This is a genomic window from Heminiphilus faecis (assembly GCF_008728965.1).
In the GTDB taxonomy this organism is placed as follows: Bacteria; Bacteroidota; Bacteroidia; order Bacteroidales; family Muribaculaceae; genus Muribaculum; species Muribaculum faecis.
This window is the reverse complement of sequence record NZ_VSMC01000017.1, coordinates 46,083-69,687: the sequence shown is the minus strand read 5'-3', so window position 1 is coordinate 69,687 and position 23,605 is coordinate 46,083. Positions and strand designations below refer to the sequence as shown.

The window sequence follows — 23,605 nt, the reverse complement described above, 5'->3', positions numbered from 1 at the left end:
ATAGAGAATTAAAAGGGTAAAATAAAATTGACCCCTAACACCAGGACTTTAAAGGGTCAATCATATTATGGCCAAGGTGGGTAAATTCTGTTTGGCCAAAAGGGTCAAAGTAGAGTGGCTTTTCCAATACCCTCGGCTTCTTGAATATCACGCATTTCATTGCGCATACGTCCTTCAAGCATAATGAGCGCGAAGAATGGCATCATATAGTCGGGGAATTTGCTCTGTTTGATACCCGAAGAAATCAGAAGGTCTGCGCAAGCCCAAATCTCCGATTCATATGATAGAATATCCTTCATCATTATTCAATATTACCGCCATTAATCAGTCGGCGTGGGTCAACATTCAATATAGATGCAATCTTCACAAGCATTTCTAAAGATGGCTGAGCCGCATTGGAGCACCAACGGGAAACGGTCGCTTCATTTTTGCCTAATTGCTCTGCGAGCCATTTACCTGTGCGATTTTGCTCAACTAAGACTACTTTTAGTCTATTTATTCGTTCCGTTGGAGTAGCTATATTGTTTGTTGACATGTGATAATTCTTTGATGTTATTTGCAAAGTTAGCTAATTTTTCTGAGATAGGAGCCATTATTTGCAGGAAAACGGATGGAAAAACTCTACATCAGGCACGTTGCTTGCTTGGTGTAGAGTTTTGATGAGGTCAGTCATGGGATTGGTATTGGCGCTTGAGGCGGTCGAGGGAGTGGGCGCGGCGGAGGGAGTCGCGGTAGGCGATGTCCTGCTGCCAATGGCCGGTGTGCCATTGGCGGTATTGCTTGGGGTAGTTCTCGCGGTAGAATTGCCCGAAGGCTATGGCATCGGCATTGTCTTCGTACCACCTTTCGAGCTGACTTATGCGCTGTTCGTATTCCCGCTTGGCGTCAGAGGCAGAATTTGAGAGCATTATACTTCCGGTCAGTATTATACCGACTATCGCCCCAACGATGCCGAAGGAAGGGAGGTAGAGCCGGAACACGTCTTTCCAGCTCCTGAAATTGGAATCGAGCAGCTTCCGGTCTTCCTCGCCAAGTTCTGCCCTGACGCTTGTGGGTATGGATCTGATTATCTCGCCAAGGTTGGCTATGCCTCGCTCCTGTTGCTTCCAGGCTTCGTCAATCAGACCCCGTATCTCAGCTGCATGACCGAAGTCCTTGACTGAACCGTCATCATCGAGGAGCAGGTCGAATATTACTCCTGCAAGCTCCTCCTCGTTCTTGACAATCGTCTCGTTTCTTGAGGCAGCTTTCTCGAGGCGGTCGGCAATGCCTGACAATGCAGAGACCGTTTTCTTGTCGATGGTGCCGGGCACATCTGCCGAAGATGGCACTTTTTCAAATGGATTACTCATGGCTGCTGTCGGTCAAGGTGGTTTTTGCTTTGTCTATTTCTGAGGCTATGAAGCGTATAGCCTCAATAGTCCATTGGTCAGGCTCTTTTGTAGTGTTGAGGTGGTGTGCAATCTGGTTGAGATTGTTCTTCATGCCCACAAGGTCACGGAACCATTGGAGCGTCTGCGGTGAGCGGTCAGGGATTCTGCGCCGCATGACTATAAGGCGGCAGAGCAAGCTCAGCTTGATGCCACGCTCTTTAGCTTTCATGGTGAGCTGATTCTTTTCAGTGGAGGTGAGACGGAACGTGATGCGCTCCGTCAAATTTTCTTCCGGATTGTCCGGTTTTCGCCTGCTGTTTCGCAGGGCGGATGGTTTCAATTTCATAATTTTCGGTTTTTTACATTTTATGTCCGTTTCGGCGTTTCCATTCCTCGTCAGAATTATCGGAATTGCGACCGTCGTTTATCTCATGTTCGGCGTTGCGTGAACTGCCACAGCCATCGACATTGAGCCGTGGCTGATGTATGGACTTCAAGGGAGAAGATTTCTGCGTTTTGACAACCGGCTTGTCCTGAATTGAAAGATTCGGGATAAGAGCCATGTCGATACCCAAATCTTTGGCAAGAGAATATTTCCTGGACTTGCCCCCGGAGTCTGTCATCACAGCACAGATACCTTTCTTCTCATCGCGGGTCAGTGTTATGCCTTCTGCTGCAAGAGCTGCAATGAAGGCATCGGTCGAGCCGTTGTCCTTGGCAGCTTTCTCGATGACATATTTGAGCATAGACTTCCGCTTTGCAGCCTCCTCGACAGCACGCTTGCGACGCATCTTCTCATCAATTTCCGACTGCGATGCCGATGGTTTATGGTGACGTTTGGCTTTCTCTTTGCGTCGTTGACCCTCAGCCTCCTGATGAGCCTTCTCGCGTTCGGCAGCTTTTGGTGGTGCCTCCAGTCCGTACTTCAAGGCGATACAAGCGGCAGCACGGTTTGCGTTTTTGTTGATGAACTTGTCGCTGAACCGCTTCCCGTTAATATCGGTTGTGCGGATAACGATATGATAGTGCTCGTTGTCGGTATTGTCATGGCGCGCCACGATGTAGGGACACTCTGTCAGGTCATTGCCTCGTTCCGACAATTCATCAAGAAAGTCTCGGATAATGGTTCTGATCTTGTCCCGACCATTGTCCGGCATCGAGCGTAGCATAGAAGTCTCGGTCGGAGTGAATGAAATGATTATCGTATAGCACCGGGTCTTGTAATCGTTTGCGGTTGCCATCCAGTCGCGGGCCTGTACCTCCGGCGTGGCAGCAATATCGGTGAAGTTGGCAAGCAGAATCCCACCGTCCTTGTCTCGGTTCTGCGCATAGCCCAGGCTGTGGGAAATGTCGGACGATTTTCCAACTCTCGCGTTCATTTCAGTGCAAGGTTTGCGCGGGCTGAAGCCGCAGGTTTCACATATCGTCTGTCGGACAAATCGGGTCGAGGGGTTTCCCCTTGCAAGGGTGTTTTTTCGTGCCGGAGCGATAGCGGAGTGTCTGACAAAAACACATCTTGCAGAGCCACTCGAATTCCGGGAGCATCTTCACACCTCATAGCTTGCGCCCTCCCGTCTCCCGGTCGATAACCGCCTTCTTTTCGCCGCCCAAAAGAGGCGTGATGTCGAGCTTCGGCTTAGGTTGCTCTTGTCTGACATTGCGAGTCTCCTTCTCTTCAACTTCGATTCGCATGGACTTCCATTTTCGGTATGTTTCCGGAACCTTCGGAAGATGTTTTGCGAAGAGGGAACCGAACCCACGATACATGTCCGTGCGGTCAATTGCCGTACCTTTCACGGCATCGTTGATGGCTGCAAAAGCCTTCTTCCCGAACTCGTTTTCTGGCATGAAGCAGCGCACTTCAAGGAAGTCGGGATTGGCCTTAAGATATTCGCAAGCTTTGGAGAGCCCCCGCTTGCCGTTGATAATGATATGATAACGTCGCGCCATAAGGGGATAAACACCATTGCGCGTGGCGGATTCCATAAGTGTCAGGAAATCGAGCGGATTTTCATACACCATGCAGATTTGGTCCTTTCGGCGTTGCCCCACAGTGCTAATGCCCCCTTCACCAATCTGTCGGAACATCTTGCCATTGAATGCCATGAAACAATCTGAGCCTTCACTCACCGGCATTGCCAGGACACGTTCCTGCTTGTTCCCCTTGACCTGTGGCAAAGAGCCTTCAAGAGCATAGAGCTTCACTGTGTCCATTGACAGGCCGTAGCGTGTCATCATCATGCCGAGTTCCTGGTCTTTGGGGTGGCAGGTATCTGTGAAATCCCAGACAGGTCGGCTGACTGCGGTATAGCCGAAAGTCGCGGAAGTGGTCTCACGCTCGGTATAAAGTTTTTCGACCTCAGCGGAAGCCTTTGAGCAGTCGCTATCGCCTGCAAGTCCGAGCTTGACAGCGAGTTGAGACGCGCTGCCGTAACAGTCAGGATTTTTCATAGCCCACTCATTTCGGGCATTGTTGACAGTAAGTTCCTTGCCGTTGCCAAGGTCATAATGTCTGAGATTTTTCCTTTGTGAGATGCAGACCAGTCCGGCCGCCATGCATAGGTCATCGACCGGGACGATAGAGTCAAACTCCATCGGTGTGAATTTCTTTAATTTGTTCATTCGTAGTGTGTTTATAAATTATAATCATCGGTTTTGTCCCAAATGTCCTTATGTCCTGAGGAAAACACCGAACATTACAGCCATTTTCAGTAGTATTGTGCTTTCTGTTTTTCTTTCCCTTTAAGCCAAAATATTTTTGGATTGTAAGGGAAGGTATTTGGGACATTCGGGTCAGAATGGCGAGTTTTTGCAATCGAAGTCAAGAGTAGGAGAGAGGTGTGTCTTTGGTATTTCAGTACGAATCCAGGGGCGTTTAACCCGTCTGTCGGCGCCACAATAATCCGGGTGCATACCAGGTACTTTCTCTCTTTCGGAGCGTTCCCAGCCAGGTATATGTTCCATGAGAGAGTTGATATATTGGGCAGAATAGCGGAATGATGCCCGGATAGCATCGTTCGGCATTTCGCACTTTATCATCTTCGGAGATACTATTGTCAGCGGTTCAGTGCCTATCTGACGGTATTCGTCATCGATAAATGATGACGGATCAATAGCCCACTTCTGCCACTGCGCCCTCTTGCCGAGCGGCCATGAGAAGTATGCTTTTGGAACGAGTCTGTTCAAGAACGCCTCTATTTCATCAAGCAATTCATCTCCGGCGGCAGTGGTATATTCAGCTTGTCGCCGATTGGCCTCCGATTCCAATTCAGGAGGAAGAAACAGCGTCTCTTCGGCAGTGTAATAGTGATAAGCCTCAGCCCACAACTGGGGAACCTCGGATTTCAGTGCGTCAATCCATTCCCGAACTTCTCCTGTGCCCCTTATAGGGATAATCCACCAGCGGCGGTTGCCGTTACAGCTCTGTAGAAACTCTGTCTCGTTGGTCGTTGCGGCAAACACGTTGCTTCGTGGAATCGACTCACTCTTCCGGGCGTATGCCGGGCGCACATCATCGCGGACCCGGCTGAGAAACGCTTTGGCTGCCTCAGCATCATGGGCGCGTTTCATGCCGTTGAGTTCCGATATTTCCACAATCCATGCGCCAGTGATATCCTCAATCTTCGACTTATCGTCGTGAGCGAATGAGAACGAATCTGAAAACCAGTTTCCGGCGATGATATTCAGGAATGTGCTTTTGCCAACACCCTGCGGCCCTGTAAACGTGAGTATATGGTCGAATTTGCATCCGGGACTGAAAGCGCGGGCCACCGCGCCGACCATCCACTTGCGTGTCTGCATCCGTGTAAGAGGAGTGTCATCGGCACCAAGGTACCGGATTACAACTGTATCGATGCGCTCCACATTATCCCATGTCGCACTCTGTATAAATTCATGCACGGGATTGAAGCCACGTTCCTTTGATGTGGTTTTGAGCATGTCGATAATACGCGGCTGAGAGAGCTGAAGCCCGTATACATTCTCGATATAAATGGCAATCTTGCCTATCGATTCATCGTCAATACGGTTGTCTCGCTCATTGCAGAAGTCTGGACAGTCGGTAATGTCCTGCTTGGTAAAGCGGTCGAAACGCACTTTTTTGAGCTGTGGGTCGTTGAGTAGAATCAGTTTGATATTCTGACCTGTTCTTTCAATCTGATTCCTGTCGTTGAGCGATAGCGCCGCCTCCCATTCGTCCGAATTTACATTGACTGATTTATTCTTGTCTTTTATCACTGTGAGCTTTACCGTTGTGTCCTCGGCGCAGAGTTGCAGCATTGCTTTATATGAGGGGCGACGTTTCGTTGCGGTTTCTTCCTTTACAGATTTGTCAAGGTCTCCGAACCTGAATATTCTTACAATTTCAAATGCATTGCAGGGCGCGTTGACCCCACTGATCCAGACAATCTGTTGAACTTCGTCTGTTTCGAGTGTGACTTCCGGGTTGTATGTAGCGGCATACAACCCGGTGGTTTTATCAAGAAGGAATAGGTCCGCCAGAAATTTTTCAATAGCGGCACGGCAGGAATAAGCACGGCAGAAGGTGCTTTCCATATCATGTCTTTCGGACAGAAGTTTGTAACCTACGCTCATATGAACCTCCTGTCTTTGGCACTGTTGCGCATGCCTTTGGTCATCTGCTCCATCTGTTCTTCGATGGAAGGCTGGCCTTTCCGAAGCCCCTCGGCCATCCACTTCCTTAACTCGGAGGGGAGAAAAAGCAGGTTGCGCCCTGGCTTATAGCATGGTATACGACCCTCCTGAACGAGTGCATAGACCCTTGACACAGACAGTCTAAGAATACTGGCGGCATCTTTGACTGTTACCATCTCTTCCGGAGCGGTAACGACCATTGGAGCCATAGCGCCTTGCAGTAGTTTACCGACAGTTTCGGTCAGGGCATCGACTTTTTCTTCAAGCCGTGCCATAATCTGAGGCATTGCCTCGAATGTTGGTTTTTCAATCATAATGCGGTACGATGGGGGATTTGAACATCGTGCCGCAAAGTTCATCGGTTATATTCCTCCAATCCAGTTATCATCCGGATAACCAATGGATAACCGATAACCTGAATATTATCCGGCTTCTTCTGGCACAGGAAATATATATGGCACCAGCGGTCGGTTGACTTCGATTATCTGAAGTCGGAACTTTGTAGTAGCGTCGGAATCCTTGAGTCGGCTTTTGATAGTACTGACCGCATAGTTCTGAAGCGTCAGCGGGAATGAGGCTTTAATCATTTCGGCTGTGGCAAAACCAAAAATTTTCGGACAAGTATCAGGATTATGGATACGACGACACACGTTCCATGCGAAATGGATCAGGTCAAATTCAAAGACTCCCTGCAATTTTCGCTTCTCTACAACCTCGAAAGGTCCGCAGGTATTCAGTTTCCTGAAATTGTCGAGCAGTTTTTCAATCTGTTCGTCCGACAGTAGATTGCCGAAAGTTCCGGAGATATAGCCGATGATTTCTTCCGATAGCTCCGCAGTTTTATCATTCTCAACGACTGATACTTCGCCTTCTTCGCCCTGCCTATCACAAGTGACGGCAATATCGTCTGCTTTAAGTGATTCCGGGGCGTTGCCGGAGTCAACTGTTTTACTTAGGTTTTGTTTTAATACCGCAGCGCACTTTCTTCCGGTTGCAAAAATTGCGGGCATTGCATCATTTACCATCGGTCCCGCCACAAAGACAGCCAAAAGAAACGGTGCTTCATAGAGAGTGAATATCCAAGCGGCATCAAGCCAGAACAATGCTGTGCCCGGATTTGAGGATGACCCGTTGGTTCCCGCATAAGCTGTCTTCATTGCCATAATCAGGAAGACAATGGTGATTAATACGGTCATGGTTTTCAATGTGTTGTCGCTCTTCATATAATTGTGAGATTTTGAAATTGTCCGACAAAATTACAGAGGATTGATTGCTAAAAACGAAATGTTGGACACTTTTCTTAGCCATATCGGTTCACTTTTAGCAACTTCCTGTATTTTTAGCACAAAATAGTCCGTTACCGGGCGGTAACGGACCATTATCTGCCTATTTGTGAAACGTGAGAACGTCCTACTGTCATTTCAGGGGGAAATCAGGTGCATTCTATTTGGGCTTGATTTTAATCTTGCCAAGAGTCTCAAGCAGTGCGGTCGGAACCTCATGCGTGTAGCGTAGAGTTGTCTCAAGATTCTTATGGGTGAGAGCCTGGCTGACCACGTAGGGATTGCTGCTCATTGCCATCTGAAGAGTGGCGTAGGTGTGCCGGAAGCAATGGAACGTTATGTGCTTGTCGATATTTGCCGCCTTTATCCAGTCTCTCAGAGGTTTTGTCGTAAGTGTTTTTTTGAATCCGGGAAATACTTTGCCTGTCTTACGCTCTCCGATTAGCTCTATGGCATCCTCGCAAAGCGGTAGGGTTGCAGCCGTCTTTGTCTTCTGTGTCTTGATTACAACGCATAGTCCGATTCCGGCAATCTCCTGAATATTCTTCCAGTCGAGGTTGAGAATGTCACTGAAACGCAGACCTGTGAGACAGGAGAAGAGCGATGCCCTGCGAAGCACGTCGCTGTCGCAGGGAGTCTGGGCCAGTCGGATAAGCTCGTCCTGATTGAGAAACTCTTTCACGACATCATCCCATTCGATGTATTCAAGAAAGTCGTTGACGTTCTCGGTCAGAAGTTTCTCCTTGTAAGCCTTTTTGAGCAGAGCGCGGAATGTCGAAAAATACCCTGAAGCGGCATTTTTGGACAATTTCTTTTTCGCGTGTTTGAGCTGCTTGGCGTTCAGGAGATAATCGCGAAACTTGTTGCAGAGGTCAAGAGTTATCTCTCCGAAGGTGCATTTTCCACCTGTGAAGATTTGGAAATGTTTGTAGCTGATTCGCCATTTGGTATTGCTTTGCCTTTTGGCATATTCCTCATAATAAGCGAGAAAATCCTCCTTCTGCTGGCTATGGTCGATGAAACCGAACTGGCGGTTAATCACCTGTTCCTGACGGCGACAGCGCAGAAGCTCCCCTTTCTCAAGCATAGCCTGGTTGAAGTCGCGCTGCACCTTGTTGGTCGGGTTGCCATACAGGTAGATTCCAAGATACTCATGGCGCTGCATCTTGTTTGTTTTCGGGTTTCGGATTGGTGGGTAATAGTCGAAGTACAGCGTGATCTTACCCGAATCAAGAAGACGCTGCCGCAAGGCGACTTTAGTGCATATATCCATACGAGTTTTGTTTTTGAATGATTTGTTTTGGCAAAGTTTGTAGGTTATCTCCTGGCTATCAAGTTGTTAGGCTGGCAACCTGCGGATAACCGATAACCTGCCTCATTTCAGCGTTGGAGGACGGAGAATCGCATCGATTTCCGACTTCAATATATAGGTATACTTGCCGACTTTCTTACGGCGCAGACCATGGTACTTCACATAGTTGTGAAGCTGATCATGGGTCAGATTGTACTCAGCCCGCACATTAGAGTATGAAATCCAGTCATCCTCTTTCGGCGGTTCGGGCTTCGCTGCAAACACCCGATCGCAGTGCGCCTTGCTCCAAAGCGTCTTCCCCCGGTGGTAGACCTTCGGAATATTGTGAGCTTTGCCTTGGGCGAACACCCATGAATTGCTCACCCCGAACTTCTCGATAATCTCCTTCGTTGTATAAAACTCTGCTATTGCCTCGCCGTTCTCATCTTTTGCGATTGTCGTTGCTTTCGGTTTTCGTTCATAAGGACGAGCTTCGATCATTGCGTCAATATCTGCTCTCTTGATTACTGCCCATTGTGAGGTGAGGCGATAGGCTTTGATGGTACCCCTGTAAATGAGATTATAAACTGCTCTTGGTGTTACATTAAGGATTTGCGCCACTTCAGCAACCGATAGATAGTCTCGGCCGGAGAGTTGGTTTATCTTATTTTCATGAGCAGTAAGCGAATCAAGAGTTTCAGTGATTTTCTTCTTCTCTTGTCGTTTACGCTCTTTGTAAGCGTGCTCGGCACATCGCTTACAACAATACTGGGTTGTGGCCTTTTGAGCCTCAAACTCATTTCCACACCACTGACAGACCTTCTTGATTCTAATGTTTGAAGTTGCCATAACTTTGAGTTAAAATTGTGTCACTCATTGAGCTAATTCGTTGAACCCGTATGAACATGCCTGAATGAGCGTGAACGAGTATGAACATCATCCACTACCGAGTAGAGCGACTTGACTCGGATAGCAGACGAGCAACAAATGTGGTTCAAAAATGGAGTGAAAAACAGGTAGAAACGAGTTCTACCGATTAAACAGCCGACAGCCGGACACAAGAAAAGGCGCTCAAACTGAACGCCTTAATACTTATCTATACTTATAGTTGCCTATCTTTAATTGCCGGTCATTTTCCGATGCAGAATCGAGAGAAGATGGTGCCGAGGATGTCGTCGGTGGTGATTTCGCCGGTGATTTCGCCAAGATAATGGATGGTTTCGCGGATGTCTTGAGCGATGAAGTCACCGGAGAGGTTATGGGAGAGTCCCTCGATGACACGTGACACAGACTCCTGTGAGTGCACGAGCGCCTCATAGTGGCGGGCATTTGTCACGACAATACTATCCTGCCATTCTCCTATACCTGACGCGTCTGTTAACTTTGCACACAATTCTTCTACTCCGGAGCCGGTAGCAGCCGAAATATGCACCTCGCTTACTGTGCCTTCAAAAGGCCTTATGTCCACCGATAGCTGCTGCGTGACAGTTGATGATGACAATTCCCCTCCATTACCGGAAGACATAGAATCAGATGACTCGTCTGATGTCATAATATTATGCAACGAACATTCCGGCGCATACATAGCTCCATCGCCAAGAGCATCACTTTTGTTCCATGCCACAATAAGGTGCGCATCCTCAGGTATACGTCCATGTATTCGTTCCCACGTATCGGCTATTTCATCACGGCCGGATGTTGAATCCACAACCCAAATGACAATCGACGCACTGTCTATCTGCTCCATCGTGCGCTCTATGCCGAGCGACTCCACTACGTCGTCAGTGTCACGGAGTCCTGCCGTATCGACAAGCCGGAACTGCAATCCATCGATTTCCATAATATCCTCTATGATATCACGAGTGGTACCGTGGATATCGCTCACTATCGCACGATTATCTCCTACAAGACGATTGAGCAGCGTAGACTTACCGGCATTGGTAGCCCCAACGATAGCCACCGGTATACCTGACTTGATGGCCGAACCGGTCGAAAATGACTCTACAAGTCGCGATACAGTAGCATATATCTGAGCCGCAAGCTCCTTCAACGCTTCACGCGATGCAAATTCCACTTCTTCTTCCGAAAAGTCAAGTTCGAGCTCAAGCATTGACGCAAGTTCAAGCAGACGGTCGCGAAGTTCTTTCAGACAACGTGAAAAGTCGCCTTTCATCTGACTTACGGCAAGACGATGGGCAGCACGTGACGAAGACGCTATCATATCAGCCACCGCCTCGGCTTCTGCGAGATCCATGCGTCCCGATGCGTAAGCCCGACGCGTAAACTCTCCCGGCATAGCCACGCGACAACCGTTTCTCACCAACAGGTTCACAACCTCGCGCTGTATCCATCGCGAACCGTGTACCGACACCTCCACCACATCTTCTCCTGTAAATGACTTCGGCGCCCTAAACACCGTGGCTACGGCCTGATCAAGCACTTCGCCGCTCTCTTCTACTATTTCTCCGAGATGGGCCGTATGACTTGCCGCACGGCTTAATTCTCTGCCTCGCCACACTTTGTCCACAATAGCCACAGCATCCTTTCCACTTATCCTCACCACAGCTATGCCGCCTATACCGGGAGGAGTCGATACGGCGCAAATAGTATCTTCCATCATTTTTTCGGTTTTAGTGTACTCCAATAGTGGAAACGGCACTCCGACTCCACCTGCGCCTCAACATCATCAGGAAGCACGCTGAAAAAATCATGGCCGGTTATTCGCTCAACTTCATCGATTGTTACCGATGCAGCCTGCATACCGCCGGATACTTTGCCATTATCCATTATAAACGCAATACCTCTGGGAGGATTGGCATAGGGCGAAAGTATCACTTTAAAAAACCGGCGGGGCACCGCCACTCCAGTATCACCTATTGTCTCCGTCAGTTCATCACTTAACACAGGTCCTGCCACAATCATGATAGCACTGTCGGCCAAAGCCCATGTACGGCATTTCTCCTCAAGACGCATCCAAGCGCCTGAATTCAGATCATTATTCTGAGGGCATATATTCGTCATGTAAAATGACTGCTGCATAGCGGTCTCGCTCCATTTCATATCACCTGCCGGGGCCATGTGTCCACGGTCATAACCCGAATAAGAGTAATCTTTCGGGAGGGCGCATCCTTCCACCGAATTATCAACAAGGAAATCTTTGGCACGAGGCACCGTACCGGCCACCTCGTCGGCGGTCAGTTCCCACGCTACCCAGTTAGGCACATGGGCATCCTTGTTAAACGACACGAGCATGCCTTCGTAACCGACAATCTGCTCCGGCAGCCCGGCAGCGGTAATAACTTTTTCAAGCCCGGCTATGTGTTCAGGCGCAGCGCTTTGTTCTGGATTATCGCCGGAACATCCGGCTATGCTTCGACAAAAAACGCACAATAGCGCAAATGCAAACATTATTTTCTTTTTCATAATCATGCAAAGATAGCGGTTTTTCACCTAAGCTATGCCGCCAACCGGCAATTTTTACATCGCCCACACGATTCCGGTCGACACGGTCGAGAACTGCGGTCCGCAGCCACTCTTTATCAGCTTCATCGGCGAATACCGCACATACAGTCCCCAACCGCGGTAAGTCACGGCTCCATACAGGTCTGCCGTAATCTTACGTGCATATATGCCACCGGCACGATATCCCTCTTCATTGCGACCCACCTCATATGTCGTCTTGAGACTGCTACCGGTAGTCACATTTAAAATCGGCCCCGCATGCAGACAAAAATACCGTCCGAGATCATGACCGTAAATAAGCGGCATCGATATAGCCTCCGCCCTGAGCCGCGAACGTCCCGCATGAGCACCTTCCGGATAAGGCTCCACCGATATCGCTCCGTCAGCCTTCACAAAACGACCGGTCGAATTGAGTTCATAGTCCCGCAAGTTATATCCCATACCGATAGTAAGCCAATTATGGCGATTCCAGTAAGCGCGCAGGCCGAGTATAAATATAGCTGAAATTTCATAAGACTTTGCCGCCTCGACATGCATGCCGGAGGGCGCTCCTGCGGCATGCACAAGTCCCGCGCTGACACCACCGAATATCAGATCCCAGTCAACGGGTCCGGTCTTATACAGCAACGATAGCCCGTTGGAACCCGTACGCTTCCTGCGCACGGCCGATATAGACACATCGCTGTCATCTCTTACATATTCATACTCAACCACACTGTCAGATGCAAGTTTCATTCTGAGGCTAATACCATCCGATGACTCGGTAAACACTATTTTCTCCGGGTTGTCAACCGATATAATCGTATCAGGTTTATTTACACTCACTGCCGCGGCCGACATCGCAACCGCAGTAAGCACCGTTGTGACAAACATCTTTTTCATAATCCTCAAATTACGCATTACATCGGGAGCATAACGCCGAACGAAAACGACTTAATTTCAGGTCCACAGCCCGACTTCATGACACTGACAGGCGAATACTTCACATACACTGCAAAACTGCCAATCAGACCGGCCGATGCCATGAAATCGACCGTCACCTTACGTTGTTGAAGCCTTTTGTATGACTCCTTGACCTCGATACCGTCGTAGTCATAGCATGAATTGGCCGATGCATGCAGATTGAAATTAACTACAGCTCCGAGTCTTACTCCCCATCCGCGATAAACACGCTGCGTCATCATCAGCGGCACATTCAGGTGAAATATCTGCAACCGCGAGTGACGTCCATAAGTGTCATCAGGATAGTCATCTACTACAAAGTCGCCGTCGGAGTTCTTGTAAAACCGTGTGCCGCCTTTGTGGGTGCGATAGCTTTTGAAGCCGAAGCCCAAACCGGCCGACCATCTCGGACCATTGCGCCACGGACGGTATTCCCATCCCAGCAGATTAAGCATACCCCACTCTATCGAGCGGCCGGCTGCAAGATTCAGATTGTCAGGAGTATCAAATGTGTTTATGAAGCCCATGTAGATACCATAGCTCACCGCATAGGTGTCCCCTTTGTTTCTGCGCGTTTTTTTTACAAATCCCGGTATGTTCAGTATCCACTCCTCATTAACGACGGTACTGTCGGTAACTTGCGAACTGTAAATATAGTCTGTCGCTTTTCCGTCATAATTGTTGATTGTCACTACCACTCCGTTTTCCGTTGAGGCCACGGTCACCTGTTCGGCCTTATCGGCTACAAGAAGGGTATCGGCTGATTCATTCTGTTGAGCCGATACAGACACGGCCAAAGCCGTCATAAGCAGCATTACAAATCTTTGTTCCATTGCATCGTATATATTATTTTTTCAACATTTTTTTCACATCCGCACGTCCGGCCTTTCCTTCAATATATATCAGTATCAGTTTGTCCTTGCCGACCGCATGTTGGTTCAGATAAAACAGATAGCGGTTTAGTTCACCGTCCGACATCGGTTTAAGTGTATAGTAACCGTAATAAAGTCTGCCGTTGCGAAATGCCACCTCCTTGTCCAATGCTCCGGCCGCATCTTTCAGCACCGCCGCCTCAAACACCGGCACTTCATCGGACATCCCCGACAAAGTAAGGCTATGGTATACCGACAGATTGTACTCTTGTAGCCCCGACCCGCTTATCACGGTTTCGGTAGCGTGCACGTTGTCACGGTATGGCCCGTTAAACAGGCCGTTTACACTCAGCCCCTCCTGCGCGCCGGCTGCAACGGCCGGCAACATAGCTATAGTCAATATCAATGCGTTAAGTTTCATATCGCACCATTTTTAAAATTCAACTGTTTCAAGAACATCGCCCATCATCTGCATCTGTGTCCTTACATCAAGTCCTACATCGGCCGAAGCCTCCTCAAGCACTGACAGATCATGATGCATAAGACCGAACACATCGTCATCGTCCTCTATCCGTTGTCCGCCGACATAGGCATAACACTCCTCTTCGGGCATTTCGCCATAACTTATGTATCCCACACCCGCCATGATTATAAACGCTATTGCGGCAGCAACATGCAACAGCCTTTTTACCGGAACAAACGTTTTTGCAGAACGCTGTTTCCCCGCCACACAATATCCGGCCACAGCACGAGCCTCATCTATAACAGGACTCGACATGTCTGTCATAGCCAGCAGGCGTAAAAACCGCTCCTCTTCCTCTTCGTCAAGAATGCAATCGAAATAGCGTTCCGCCAATAATTCAAGTTCACGCATTGACTGTCGTTTATACTCATGTCTATTCATATCGGGTCTCCTTATATATTTCTCTTATCGTCTTTCTGGCGCGGCTCAGTATCATTCTTACATTTTCCTGCGTCGTTCCTATCTCTTCAGCAATATCGCAGTACGCCATTCCGTCACGGTCGTGCATCTTAAGCACTGCCTGTTGACGGGGACTTAGACGACTGTCTATTATCGCCTTTACACACATGTATAGCTCCTCTCGTTCTTCGGAGTCATCATAGTCAGCCGTATCGCCGGCTTCATCTATACTCACGGCAAGCCTTACTTTTCGTCGCCGTAGCATGTCAAGAGCCACATTCCGTACCGTGGTAACCGACAAGCACTCCGCATCCTTCTCGGTTTTTATTGTATCGCGTCGTTGCCACAACCTGAAAAAAGCATCCTGAAGAGCATCATCTACAGCATCGTCGTCACCGAGCATACGCGCGGCACATCGGCCGAGCCCCGCTCTAATCCTCAAAAACGTCGATGTCAGTTTATGTTGCTCCATTGCCTGTTTCTGTCGTTTCTATCGAGTAAACGCACATCTTTACGGTTTGTAACACTGATTCGCAATTATTTTTAACCGCAAACATAATCAATATCCCGAAAGCCATTGTTATAGTTAGTATATAATTTAAGCTGTTATGGATAATATCGACAGACTTTTTGACCTCACGGGCAAAGTCGCCATAGTGACAGGCGGAGGCGACGGCATAGGACGAGGCGCCTGCAACATTCTTGCCGCGGCAGGAGCTTCGGTTATGGTAAGCGACCTGTCGGCTGACAAAGCCCGGACTACGGCCGACGAAATCACAGCACAAGGCGGTATAGCCACAGCCATAGCGTGCAATGTGCTCGAAGATGGCGACCTTGTCAGGCTCGTAGAGAAAACCATCGACATTTACGGCACTGTCAACATACTTGTCAACAATGCCGGGCTTGGCGGAGGAGGCCGTGAGAATCCGTTCAAGATCGACAGGGAGTATGTAGAACGTATATATTCAATCAATGTCTTCGCACCGTGGAGGCTTTGTCAGCTTACAGTGCCGCATATGGCCGAATCCGGCTATGGCAGCATCATCAACATAACCTCCATCAGCAGTACAAATACCGAGCCCAATATGGGCATATACGGCTCGTCAAAAGCCGCATTAACACATCTTTCAGCCAATCTCGCTTTTGACTTCGGGCCCATGGATGTGCGCATCAACTGCGTAGCTCCGGGAGCTGTCAGGACCCATGCATTGGCATCGGTCATAACTCCTGAACTTGAAGAGAAGATGCTGCGCCACACCCCGATCAGACGTCTTGGCAATGTATCGGACATAGCCGGAGCCATACTATATTTCGCAGCTCCGGCATCGGCGTGGATAAGCGGTCAGGTACTTGTCGTAAACGGCGGCGGCAAACAGATTCTGGATGAATAACCCTACTCTCCTTAAAAAACATCCCGAGGATTTTGCCCCGTTACCGTTTTACTCTATCTTTGTATTATGGTACTACAGAAAGAGATTACACTCGCTCCGAGAAAAAGGGGTATTCACCTCGTGACGGGCGACATACAGAAAGAGTTGACCGGGCTGCCGTCAAAAGGCATTATCAACCTGCTCATAAAACACACATCGGCAGCATTGGCGCTTAATGAAAACGCCGACCCCGATGTACGTAGCGATCTTGCATCCATATTTGACCGGATGGTGCCTGAAAACGCGACGTATTATCTGCACACCATGGAAGGATCCGACGATATGCCGGCTCATGCCAAGTCTGTACTCGTAGGGACGTCGCTCACCATTCCCGTTACCGGCGGCCGTCTGAATCTCGGCATGTGGCAAGGCATATATCTGTGTGAGTTCCGCGACTACGGAGGGCCGCGCAAGATAGTTGTAACTGTAATCGGCGAATAATCATGGAAGGACTTGTCATAAAAAATACCGGCAGCTGGTATATCGTCCACACCGATGAAGGAAGTGATGTGAATTGTAAGGTCAAGGGCAATTTCAGGCTGAAAGGCATACGCACCACCAATCCAATAGCTGTCGGCGACAAAGTGACAATAACCGTAAACCCTGACGGCAATGCCTACATCACCGCCATAAAGCCTCGCGAGAATTACATAATACGACGAGCAAGCAATCTGTCGAAAGAGTCACACATAATAGCGGCCAATGTCGACAGGGCATTTCTTGTCGTCACACTCTCCCATCCCGTGACTTCGACTACGTTCATCGACCGCTTTCTTGCCACGGCAGAAGCATATCGCATACCGGTAACCATAGTCATCAACAAAACCGACCTGCTCACAGAACCCGAAGAGCATGAGTACTGCGAAGCTGTAACCTATCTGTACCGCTCCATTGGATACGACGTTATTGAGATTTCGGCCAAAGAGGGCACAGGCATCGAAAATCTGCGAAACCGTCTTGTCGGTAAGGTATCGTTGCTTTCAGGCAATTCCGGCGTCGGAAAATCGACTATCATAAACGACCTCATGCCAGAACTCGACCTGCGCACCGCCGCCATATCGGACATACACGACACCGGCATGCACACGACCACATTCTCCGAAATGTTTCCCCTGCCCGAAGGCGGATGGGTCATCGACACTCCGGGCATAAAAGGCTTCGGCACAATAGACTTTGACCGCCACGAAATAGCCCACTTCTTTCCCGAGATATTCAACATATCCTGCAACTGCCGATACAGCGATTGCACCCACACCCATGAACCGGGATGCGCCGTACTCGAAGCCCTTGCCGACCACCGCATAGCGGAGTCACGCTACAACTCCTACCTAAGCATACTCGATGACACCAATCCCGACAAATACCGTAAACCCTTCTGACCATGACACCGCTAAAAATGTACCCCACAAGCCTCAACGAGAAATATCTTGACATCACGGTCAGGACTCTTACCGACGGAGGCATAATCATCTATCCTACCGATACGCTCTACGCCATCGGGTGCGATGCTCTTAACGGTCATGCCGTAGAGCGCATATGCCGGATCAAGGGCATCAACCCGTTGAAAACCAACCTGTCCATAATATGTACTGACATATCGCAGGCCGCCGAGTATGCTCGTATTGACAACAAGGCATTCAAGTATCTGAAACAGTACCTGCCCGGCCCCTATACATTTCTGTTGCCTACGGCAAGCGCCTTGCCCAAAGTGTTCAAGGGCAGAAAGGTCGTGGGAGTGCGTATTCCCGACAATGCCATAGCCACAGCTCTTGCCGAACGTCTCGGCAATCCGCTACTGTCAACCTCCATACAATACGATATCGACGAACCTGAAGAAGCGGTGTCGCCGGAATCCATAGCCCTTCGCTATGCCGATGACATAGACCTCATGATTGACGGCGGCGACGGATCGATAGTACCGTCTACGGTCGTCGACCTTACCGACAGTTCACAGCCCGTCATAGTCCGTGAAAGTTCCGCCCCCTTCAATATCTGACATATAATTATGTAATATACACCGTCCATACACTGACGACTTTCATGGGCATATCTTCAATTCGATGTCGCAAACACTGATTGCATGACCCATTATGTAAGGTAATATTTTTTGTTGTTATATTTCAGGCAAAATTTTCATTTAAAGAAATATTTCCTTATTTTTGCATCACAATAATTGTATCTTAATTTTTAACCGAATAAATCAAGTAATTATGTCAAAGGTAACAGTAGTAGGAGCCGGCAACGTAGGCGCTACCTGCGCTAATGTTTTGGTGGCTAACAATGTAGCTGACGAAGTCGTTCTCATCGACATCAAGGAAGGCCTTGCCGAGGGTAAGACCATGGATATCATGCAGACTGCCAATCTGCTCAACATCAACACCCGCATGACTGGTGTAACCAACGACTACTCAAAGACCGAAGGCTCGGATGTGGTTGTCATCACTTCCGGTATACCGCGCAAGCCCGGCATGACCCGTGAGGAGCTGATCGGCGTTAACGCTGGCATCGTCAAGTCTGTAACCGACAATGTGCTCAAGCACTCTCCCAACGCTATAATCATATGCGTATCCAACCCCATGGATACTATGACCTATCTCATCCATAAGACTTCGGGTCTTCCCAAGAACCGCATCATAGGCATGGGTGGCGCTCTTGACAGCTCTCGCTTTAAATACTTCCTCAGCGTAGCCCTTAACGCCAACCCCAATGAAGTTGACGGCATGGTTATAGGCGGACACGGCGACACCACAATGATACCGCTGACACGCTATGCCACTTATCGCGGCATACCCGTAAGCGAGCTTCTTGACAAGGCAACCCTTGACAAAGTAGCTGCCGACACCATGGTAGGCGGCGCTACTCTTACCGGTCTTCTCGGCACTTCGGCTTGGTACGCTCCCGGTGCGGCATCGGCTGCTGTCGTAGCTGCCGTGCTTCACGACCAGAAGCGTGTCATACCCTGCTCCGCTCTTGTTGAGGGAGAATATGGCGAAAACGACATCTGCATAGGTGTTCCCTGCTTGCTCGGCCGCAACGGTATAGAAAAGATTGTAGACGTAAAACTCAATGACGCAGAGAAAGAACTCTTCGCCAAAAGCGCAGCCGCAGTGCGCAATACCAACGGAGCTCTTGCTTCGTCACTCTAAGCACCGGACAAAGAAGTTTTTGAACCAATTTAACCACAAGGTGTTTCGATTCTACGAAACACCTTGTTTGTGTTATTAACATTTATACATGTATTATGAAGAAATTAACTTACATTCTTATGACCGCAGCAGTTGTAGCAGGTATGTCGCTATTATCATGCAACTCCGCGTCAAAGCAAGCCAAGGAAGCGGCAGAGACCGAAGAAAAAATAGCTGAAGCCAGCGGTAAACCTATAGTACTCGGCCCGGGCGACATTCTTGAATTCGGAGAGCCTATGCCTGCACCGGTAGTTGTGGATTTTTGGGCGGAATGGTGTCCTCCGTGCAAAAAATTCGCACCTATTTTTCACAAAGTGGCGGAAAAGTATAAAGGACAGGTACGTTTTATATCGGTTGATGTCGACAAATGCCCCGACATAGCCAAGCAGTATGGTGTAGAATCAATACCGACCATACTCCTTGTAAACACCAAAGGTATCATAAACCGCAACATCGGTTTCATGACCGAAGACGAACTCATATCCGGAGTCGAAGCAATAATGCCTTCAACAGAGCCGACTATCGCTCCGCGCTGACAGATCGGCGGAAATTTTCATAGCGGGCCATACTTACAGCCCGGCAAGAATCATTATAATAACGCAGGCGGGAAAGGTTTATATACCGGTTCCCGCTTCCGCGTTTTATAGGGAAAACCTCATTTTTACGTCTGACAACCTCGTCGCAAAGAGAACTACGTCCGGTAACATCATCGGGCCTAAGTTCAGAAGGCACACTATAGACAGTCACAGGAAGCACATATGAGCATGGAGGATAACCTATGACCGTCCACATGACGGCACATCCGTCGCCTCGCTGCTCTATCACCACAGATGCACTTGACGAATTGCGCGGTATAAAATCCTGATCGACAATCCATTCTTGACCCGACTCCTCCATATCGCAGCCCAAAAGTGAATGGTAAAAACTCCGCGACAGCACTTCGGTAAACGTCTCCGGCGCAATCGCACCTTTGTAACGGTAAGGCTCCAGCAGATACCGGGCATTGCACTCGCGAATATATCCGAATCCCGACACCGAGTCGCCTGAATAAGAATAATTGGTGCGATAAAGCACGCCTGAGGCTGCTTCGGAAAGACTATATTTCACATAGCCTCCGTCATGAGTCTCATAGTAAGCACCTTCACCCGAGGCATCAAGCACTCCGAAATTGGCTTGCACGCCTAAAGGCTTAGGCAACGAGTCAAGCAGCATTTCAAAATCAGACAATGTACGGCAACTACGCAGTGCGTCTGTCATGACCACTCCCTCACGATCACGAAATGAAGCTGTATCCGGGACCAGATTATACGACGCCGTGTTCATTATGGCGAAACCGGCACTGTTCACTCCGGCCCAAGCTTCGGCAAGAAGAGAGTCACCGGCATTAAACAGAGCCACATAATCAAAGTCGTCTGCAGTTTTTGCGTTAACCCGCGCTACAAAATTATTTTCATTACCCGTATCACGATGCTTCCACAACATAGCATATCCGTCGCGGGCAACACGTCGGTCAACTATAGCGGATGTACATGACGACGCCACAGCCCATGACGACATCAGCATCAATGCTGACATCACTAAATGTTTAATCATGACTATTCTTTGCATACACAAATGTAATGATTTATCTTTATACTTTCAGGATTTGTACGTATCTTTGAATATGTTTTAGTATCCTTACATAACTAAATCCAAACAGCCTATGCCTGAAGAGACCCGACAATATGCCGAAGTCATATTACCATTGCCGCTTTACGGGACATTCACATACAGCATACCCCGCAATCTTACGGATAAGATCGGCATAGGCTACAGGATAATAGTACCGTTTGGCCGAAAAAAATATTATACCGCCGTTGTGGTATCGCTCACGCCAGTGGCTCCGCGAGGTTTTGAGGTCAAGGATATAGTATCCGTACTTGACGACGGTCCCATACTGCGTTATCCGCAACTTAAGTTATGGCAATGGATATCGGAATACTATCTGTGTGCCACAGGCGATGTGTATAAAGCCGCCGTACCGGCCGGTCTTAAAATCGAGAGCGAGACATTCATAGAATTAAACCCCGACTACGAAGAGACTGTGACCGAACGCCTTACCGAACGCGAAGCCATAATCGCACAGACTCTTGATCACAACGGACGCATGCCGCTCGGCGACATAGAGAAGCGCACCGGTCTGCAAAATGCCGAGACCCTTACCGCCAAAATGATTGAGAAGGGCATCGTCATCGTATCGGAAAAACTTGTGGAGCGTTACCGCTCAAAAAAGGAAACATGCCTGCGGCTTGCTGTTGACCGCAACGACGACACGGCCATGCACGCGGCATTTGACGCTGTAAAAGGCGCACCCAAACAGGAAAAGCTACTCATAGCTCTTATCGATTCGCTCAACAAAAGGAGTCGAAATGGAGAATGTGATGATGTGCCGCGTGCCGCTCTGCTCGAAGCTACCGGACTATCATCGGCCATAGCAGCGGCACTCGCATCAAAAGGCATCATCGAGATTTTCACCCGGGAGATAAACCGTTTCCGCTATCTGGGCACCGACATCGGACAACTTCCGGTATTAAGTGAAGCACAGAACAAAGCCTTGGATGAAATACACAACGGCTTCCTTGAAAAAGACATCATACTGCTCCACGGTGTAACATCAAGCGGCAAAACCGAGTTGTATATCCACCTTATCGACTATGTACTGAAAAAAGGCGAGCAGACACTGTTTCTTGTACCGGAAATAGCTCTTACCACACAACTTACACGACGATTGCAAAAAGTATTCGGCAACAAAGTCATAATATATCACTCAAAATTTTCCGACAACGAACGGGTAGATCTATGGAAACGCATTCTACACGATTCACGTCCGTGTGTCATTTTAGGAGCACGCTCCTCGCTGTTTCTGCCGTTTTCCAAACTCGGACTCGTCATTGTCGACGAAGAACACGAATCGAGCTATAAACAATTTGACCCGGCACCACGCTACAACGCGCGCGACTGCGCCATCGTGCTCGCATCAATGCACGGAGCCAAGACTCTTCTGGGTAGCGCCACACCATCTATCGAAACCTACTACAAAGCGCTCAACGGGCGCTACGGGCTTGTAACACTGTCGCAGCGTTTTGAAGGAGTACAGCTGCCAGCCATTAAAATCATCGACACCGTAGATGAAAGACGCCGGCAACGTACTGCTTCCGGTCCTATGACAGCAGAGATGGGGCGTCTGTCGCGCGAGGCATTGAGCCGCGGAGAGCAGATAATCCTGTTTCATAACCGCCGGGGTTATGCTCCGGTTGTCACCTGCCGCCAATGTGCCTACGTACCAAAGTGCCAGAATTGCGATGTGTCGCTTACTTATCACAAACGTGCAGGCGAAATGGTGTGCCACTATTGCGGAGCCACTTACAAGCTACCGTCCATATGCCCGTCATGCAAGGAACCGGCCATCGAGGTACACGGCTACGGCACTGAGCGCATAGAGGATATAGCAGATTCTGCATTTCCCAATGTAAAAATCGCACGCATGGACCTCGACACTACGCGCAACAAGGACAGCTACGAAAACATCATAGACGATTTTTCAAAAGGCAAGTCACAGGTACTCGTGGGCACACAAATGGTCACCAAAGGACTCGACTTCGACAAAGTGAGCATGGTAGGAGTACTCAATGCCGATACTCTTATCAACTTCCCTGACTTCAGGGCCTCTGAAAGGGCTTTCAACATGCTTGAACAAGTTGCCGGACGTGCCGGACGACGCAATACCCGGGGGCTTGTCGTTATACAGACCTCACAGCCGGCTCACCCGATATTGTCGTTTGTACAGAGCCATAACTACAAGGGTTACTACGAACATGAGCTCAACGAACGGCGCCGTTACAACTATCCTCCCTATACCCGCGTGATAAATGTATATCTCAAACACCGCGATCTTGACCGGCTGATAGAGGCCGCCGCACGCTACGGCGACAAGCTGCGCGAGATGTTCGGCAACCGCGTATTCGGACCTGACGAACCCCATGTGGCCCGTATCCAGTCGCTTTACATACGTAAAATCATGCTAAAAATTGAAATCAGCGCTTCCATGCGCAAGGTAAAAGACCTGCTTCGCTCCGTTTACGAGGAATTCATGACCGACCCGTCCTTGCGATCGCTGCAAGTATACTATGACGTAGACCCCATGTGACGACTC

At 49.0% G+C, this 23,605-nt stretch carries 26 protein-coding genes; 7 read left to right on the top strand and 19 right to left on the bottom strand.

Annotation, left to right across the window (positions count from 1 at the left end; translation table 11 throughout):
• Positions 1-104: 104 nt before the first annotated feature.
• The 18 genes from FW767_RS08675 to FW767_RS08590 form a co-directional block, all read right to left on the bottom strand.
• A complete protein-coding gene (locus FW767_RS08675; RefSeq protein WP_150980514.1) occupies positions 105-302 on the bottom strand; it encodes a hypothetical protein in 198 nt (65 codons plus the stop codon).
• A complete protein-coding gene (locus FW767_RS08670) occupies positions 302-535 on the bottom strand; it encodes a helix-turn-helix transcriptional regulator (protein WP_123615424.1) in 234 nt (77 codons plus the stop codon). The genes FW767_RS08675 and FW767_RS08670 overlap by 1 nt, the downstream gene beginning before the upstream one ends.
• A gap of 130 nt (positions 536-665) precedes the next feature.
• The gene (locus FW767_RS08665) at positions 666-1,352 is read right to left on the bottom strand and encodes an anoctamin (RefSeq protein ID WP_150980511.1); all 687 of its coding nucleotides are present in this window, start codon (positions 1,350-1,352) and stop codon (positions 666-668) included.
• The gene (locus tag FW767_RS08660) at positions 1,345-1,719 is read right to left on the bottom strand and encodes a plasmid mobilization protein (RefSeq protein WP_150980508.1); all 375 of its coding nucleotides are present in this window, start codon (positions 1,717-1,719) and stop codon (positions 1,345-1,347) included. Before FW767_RS08660 ends, FW767_RS08665 begins: the two co-directional genes overlap by 8 nt.
• A gap of 13 nt (positions 1,720-1,732) precedes the next feature.
• On the bottom strand, positions 1,733-2,752 hold the full coding sequence (locus FW767_RS08655) for a relaxase/mobilization nuclease domain-containing protein (protein ID WP_150980505.1): 1,020 nt from the start codon (positions 2,750-2,752) through the stop codon (positions 1,733-1,735).
• Positions 2,753-2,927: 175 nt separating this feature from the next.
• Entirely contained in the window at positions 2,928-3,995 is a 1,068-nt protein-coding gene (locus tag FW767_RS08650; RefSeq protein WP_150980503.1) for a hypothetical protein, read from the bottom strand.
• 171 nt (positions 3,996-4,166) lie between these two features.
• The gene (locus FW767_RS08645; RefSeq protein WP_235898090.1) at positions 4,167-5,966 is read right to left on the bottom strand and encodes a virulence-associated E family protein; all 1,800 of its coding nucleotides are present in this window, start codon (positions 5,964-5,966) and stop codon (positions 4,167-4,169) included.
• The gene (locus tag FW767_RS08640; RefSeq protein WP_168355127.1) at positions 5,963-6,340 is read right to left on the bottom strand and encodes a helix-turn-helix domain-containing protein; all 378 of its coding nucleotides are present in this window, start codon (positions 6,338-6,340) and stop codon (positions 5,963-5,965) included. Before FW767_RS08640 ends, FW767_RS08645 begins: the two co-directional genes overlap by 4 nt.
• Before the next feature lie 108 nt (positions 6,341-6,448).
• Entirely contained in the window at positions 6,449-7,249 is an 801-nt protein-coding gene (locus FW767_RS08635) for a hypothetical protein (protein WP_150980500.1), read from the bottom strand.
• Between the two features lie 220 nt (positions 7,250-7,469).
• Positions 7,470-8,582: a site-specific integrase gene (locus FW767_RS08630; protein WP_150980498.1), complete on the bottom strand. Its 1,113-nt coding sequence runs from the start codon at positions 8,580-8,582 to the stop codon at positions 7,470-7,472.
• 102 nt (positions 8,583-8,684) lie between these two features.
• A complete protein-coding gene (locus FW767_RS08625; protein ID WP_150980495.1) occupies positions 8,685-9,449 on the bottom strand; it encodes a helix-turn-helix domain-containing protein in 765 nt (254 codons plus the stop codon).
• Between the two features lie 280 nt (positions 9,450-9,729).
• Positions 9,730-11,220, bottom strand: a complete 1,491-nt coding sequence (gene mnmE / locus FW767_RS08620) for a tRNA uridine-5-carboxymethylaminomethyl(34) synthesis GTPase MnmE (protein WP_317133125.1) — start codon at positions 11,218-11,220, stop codon at positions 9,730-9,732.
• On the bottom strand, positions 11,217-12,023 hold the full coding sequence (locus FW767_RS08615; protein ID WP_205523874.1) for a DNA/RNA non-specific endonuclease: 807 nt from the start codon (positions 12,021-12,023) through the stop codon (positions 11,217-11,219). The genes mnmE and FW767_RS08615 overlap by 4 nt, the downstream gene beginning before the upstream one ends.
• Before the next feature lie 54 nt (positions 12,024-12,077).
• The gene (locus FW767_RS08610) at positions 12,078-12,944 is read right to left on the bottom strand and encodes a hypothetical protein (RefSeq protein ID WP_147438767.1); all 867 of its coding nucleotides are present in this window, start codon (positions 12,942-12,944) and stop codon (positions 12,078-12,080) included.
• Positions 12,945-12,961: 17 nt separating this feature from the next.
• Positions 12,962-13,837, bottom strand: coding sequence for a hypothetical protein (locus FW767_RS08605; RefSeq protein WP_147438768.1), 876 nt, complete (start codon positions 13,835-13,837; stop codon positions 12,962-12,964).
• 13 nt (positions 13,838-13,850) lie between these two features.
• Positions 13,851-14,297: a DUF6108 family protein gene (locus FW767_RS08600; protein ID WP_121699350.1), complete on the bottom strand. Its 447-nt coding sequence runs from the start codon at positions 14,295-14,297 to the stop codon at positions 13,851-13,853.
• 12 nt (positions 14,298-14,309) lie between these two features.
• Positions 14,310-14,750 carry a hypothetical protein gene (locus tag FW767_RS08595; protein WP_148463829.1) on the bottom strand — a complete coding sequence of 147 codons (441 nt, stop codon included), beginning with the start codon at positions 14,748-14,750 and terminating at the stop codon, positions 14,310-14,312.
• A 22-nt stretch (positions 14,751-14,772) separates the two neighbouring features.
• Complete coding sequence (locus tag FW767_RS08590) at positions 14,773-15,270, bottom strand: RNA polymerase sigma factor (protein WP_121699352.1); 498 nt, start codon at positions 15,268-15,270, stop codon at positions 14,773-14,775.
• A gap of 136 nt (positions 15,271-15,406) precedes the next feature.
• Between FW767_RS08590 and FW767_RS08585 the strand changes: the two genes are divergently transcribed.
• From FW767_RS08585 to trxA, 6 genes are all read left to right on the top strand, one after another.
• Entirely contained in the window at positions 15,407-16,189 is a 783-nt protein-coding gene (locus FW767_RS08585) for a glucose 1-dehydrogenase (RefSeq protein ID WP_121699353.1), read from the top strand.
• A gap of 66 nt (positions 16,190-16,255) precedes the next feature.
• Positions 16,256-16,669, top strand: coding sequence for a secondary thiamine-phosphate synthase enzyme YjbQ (locus FW767_RS08580; protein WP_121699354.1), 414 nt, complete (start codon positions 16,256-16,258; stop codon positions 16,667-16,669).
• 2 nt (positions 16,670-16,671) lie between these two features.
• A complete protein-coding gene (gene rsgA / locus FW767_RS08575; RefSeq protein WP_121699355.1) occupies positions 16,672-17,607 on the top strand; it encodes a ribosome small subunit-dependent GTPase A in 936 nt (311 codons plus the stop codon).
• Positions 17,608-17,609: 2 nt separating this feature from the next.
• Positions 17,610-18,224: an L-threonylcarbamoyladenylate synthase gene (locus FW767_RS08570; RefSeq protein WP_121699356.1), complete on the top strand. Its 615-nt coding sequence runs from the start codon at positions 17,610-17,612 to the stop codon at positions 18,222-18,224.
• Positions 18,225-18,438: 214 nt separating this feature from the next.
• A complete protein-coding gene (locus FW767_RS08565) occupies positions 18,439-19,374 on the top strand; it encodes a malate dehydrogenase (RefSeq protein WP_121699357.1) in 936 nt (311 codons plus the stop codon).
• Between the two features lie 95 nt (positions 19,375-19,469).
• Positions 19,470-19,949: a thioredoxin gene (gene trxA, locus FW767_RS08560; RefSeq protein ID WP_121699358.1), complete on the top strand. Its 480-nt coding sequence runs from the start codon at positions 19,470-19,472 to the stop codon at positions 19,947-19,949.
• Here the strand turns inward: trxA and FW767_RS08555 are convergent.
• Entirely contained in the window at positions 19,933-21,006 is a 1,074-nt protein-coding gene (locus FW767_RS08555; protein WP_147438769.1) for a hypothetical protein, read from the bottom strand. The genes trxA and FW767_RS08555 overlap by 17 nt on opposite strands.
• Before the next feature lie 109 nt (positions 21,007-21,115).
• Here FW767_RS08555 and priA point away from each other — a divergent pair, with 109 nt between their 5' ends.
• On the top strand, positions 21,116-23,599 hold the full coding sequence (gene priA, locus FW767_RS08550; protein ID WP_121699360.1) for a replication restart helicase PriA: 2,484 nt from the start codon (positions 21,116-21,118) through the stop codon (positions 23,597-23,599).
• Positions 23,600-23,605 lie beyond the last annotated feature (6 nt).

Bases quoted from the DNA above. Each gene is read 5' to 3' on its own strand.
- FW767_RS08675 (WP_150980514.1), bottom strand. From the start codon at position 302: ATGATGAAGGATATTCTATCATATGAATCGGAGATTTGGGCTTGCGCA.
- FW767_RS08670 (WP_123615424.1), bottom strand. From the start codon at position 535: ATGTCAACAAACAATATAGCTACTCCAACGGAACGAATAAATAGACTA.
- FW767_RS08665 (WP_150980511.1), bottom strand. From the start codon at position 1,352: ATGAGTAATCCATTTGAAAAAGTGCCATCTTCGGCAGATGTGCCCGGC.
- FW767_RS08660 (WP_150980508.1), bottom strand. From the start codon at position 1,719: ATGAAATTGAAACCATCCGCCCTGCGAAACAGCAGGCGAAAACCGGAC.
- FW767_RS08655 (WP_150980505.1), bottom strand. From the start codon at position 2,752: ATGAACGCGAGAGTTGGAAAATCGTCCGACATTTCCCACAGCCTGGGC.
- FW767_RS08650 (WP_150980503.1), bottom strand. From the start codon at position 3,995: ATGAACAAATTAAAGAAATTCACACCGATGGAGTTTGACTCTATCGTC.
- FW767_RS08645 (WP_235898090.1), bottom strand. From the start codon at position 5,966: ATGAGCGTAGGTTACAAACTTCTGTCCGAAAGACATGATATGGAAAGC.
- FW767_RS08640 (WP_168355127.1), bottom strand. From the start codon at position 6,340: ATGATTGAAAAACCAACATTCGAGGCAATGCCTCAGATTATGGCACGG.
- FW767_RS08635 (WP_150980500.1), bottom strand. From the start codon at position 7,249: ATGAAGAGCGACAACACATTGAAAACCATGACCGTATTAATCACCATT.
- FW767_RS08630 (WP_150980498.1), bottom strand. From the start codon at position 8,582: ATGGATATATGCACTAAAGTCGCCTTGCGGCAGCGTCTTCTTGATTCG.
- FW767_RS08625 (WP_150980495.1), bottom strand. From the start codon at position 9,449: ATGGCAACTTCAAACATTAGAATCAAGAAGGTCTGTCAGTGGTGTGGA.
- mnmE (WP_317133125.1), bottom strand. From the start codon at position 11,220: ATGATGGAAGATACTATTTGCGCCGTATCGACTCCTCCCGGTATAGGC.
- FW767_RS08615 (WP_205523874.1), bottom strand. From the start codon at position 12,023: ATGAAAAAGAAAATAATGTTTGCATTTGCGCTATTGTGCGTTTTTTGT.
- FW767_RS08610 (WP_147438767.1), bottom strand. From the start codon at position 12,944: ATGAAAAAGATGTTTGTCACAACGGTGCTTACTGCGGTTGCGATGTCG.
- FW767_RS08605 (WP_147438768.1), bottom strand. From the start codon at position 13,837: ATGGAACAAAGATTTGTAATGCTGCTTATGACGGCTTTGGCCGTGTCT.
- FW767_RS08600 (WP_121699350.1), bottom strand. From the start codon at position 14,297: ATGAAACTTAACGCATTGATATTGACTATAGCTATGTTGCCGGCCGTT.
- FW767_RS08595 (WP_148463829.1), bottom strand. From the start codon at position 14,750: ATGCGTGAACTTGAATTATTGGCGGAACGCTATTTCGATTGCATTCTT.
- FW767_RS08590 (WP_121699352.1), bottom strand. From the start codon at position 15,270: ATGGAGCAACATAAACTGACATCGACGTTTTTGAGGATTAGAGCGGGG.
- FW767_RS08585 (WP_121699353.1), top strand. From the start codon at position 15,407: ATGGATAATATCGACAGACTTTTTGACCTCACGGGCAAAGTCGCCATA.
- FW767_RS08580 (WP_121699354.1), top strand. From the start codon at position 16,256: ATGGTACTACAGAAAGAGATTACACTCGCTCCGAGAAAAAGGGGTATT.
- rsgA (WP_121699355.1), top strand. From the start codon at position 16,672: ATGGAAGGACTTGTCATAAAAAATACCGGCAGCTGGTATATCGTCCAC.
- FW767_RS08570 (WP_121699356.1), top strand. From the start codon at position 17,610: ATGACACCGCTAAAAATGTACCCCACAAGCCTCAACGAGAAATATCTT.
- FW767_RS08565 (WP_121699357.1), top strand. From the start codon at position 18,439: ATGTCAAAGGTAACAGTAGTAGGAGCCGGCAACGTAGGCGCTACCTGC.
- trxA (WP_121699358.1), top strand. From the start codon at position 19,470: ATGAAGAAATTAACTTACATTCTTATGACCGCAGCAGTTGTAGCAGGT.
- FW767_RS08555 (WP_147438769.1), bottom strand. From the start codon at position 21,006: ATGATTAAACATTTAGTGATGTCAGCATTGATGCTGATGTCGTCATGG.
- priA (WP_121699360.1), top strand. From the start codon at position 21,116: ATGCCTGAAGAGACCCGACAATATGCCGAAGTCATATTACCATTGCCG.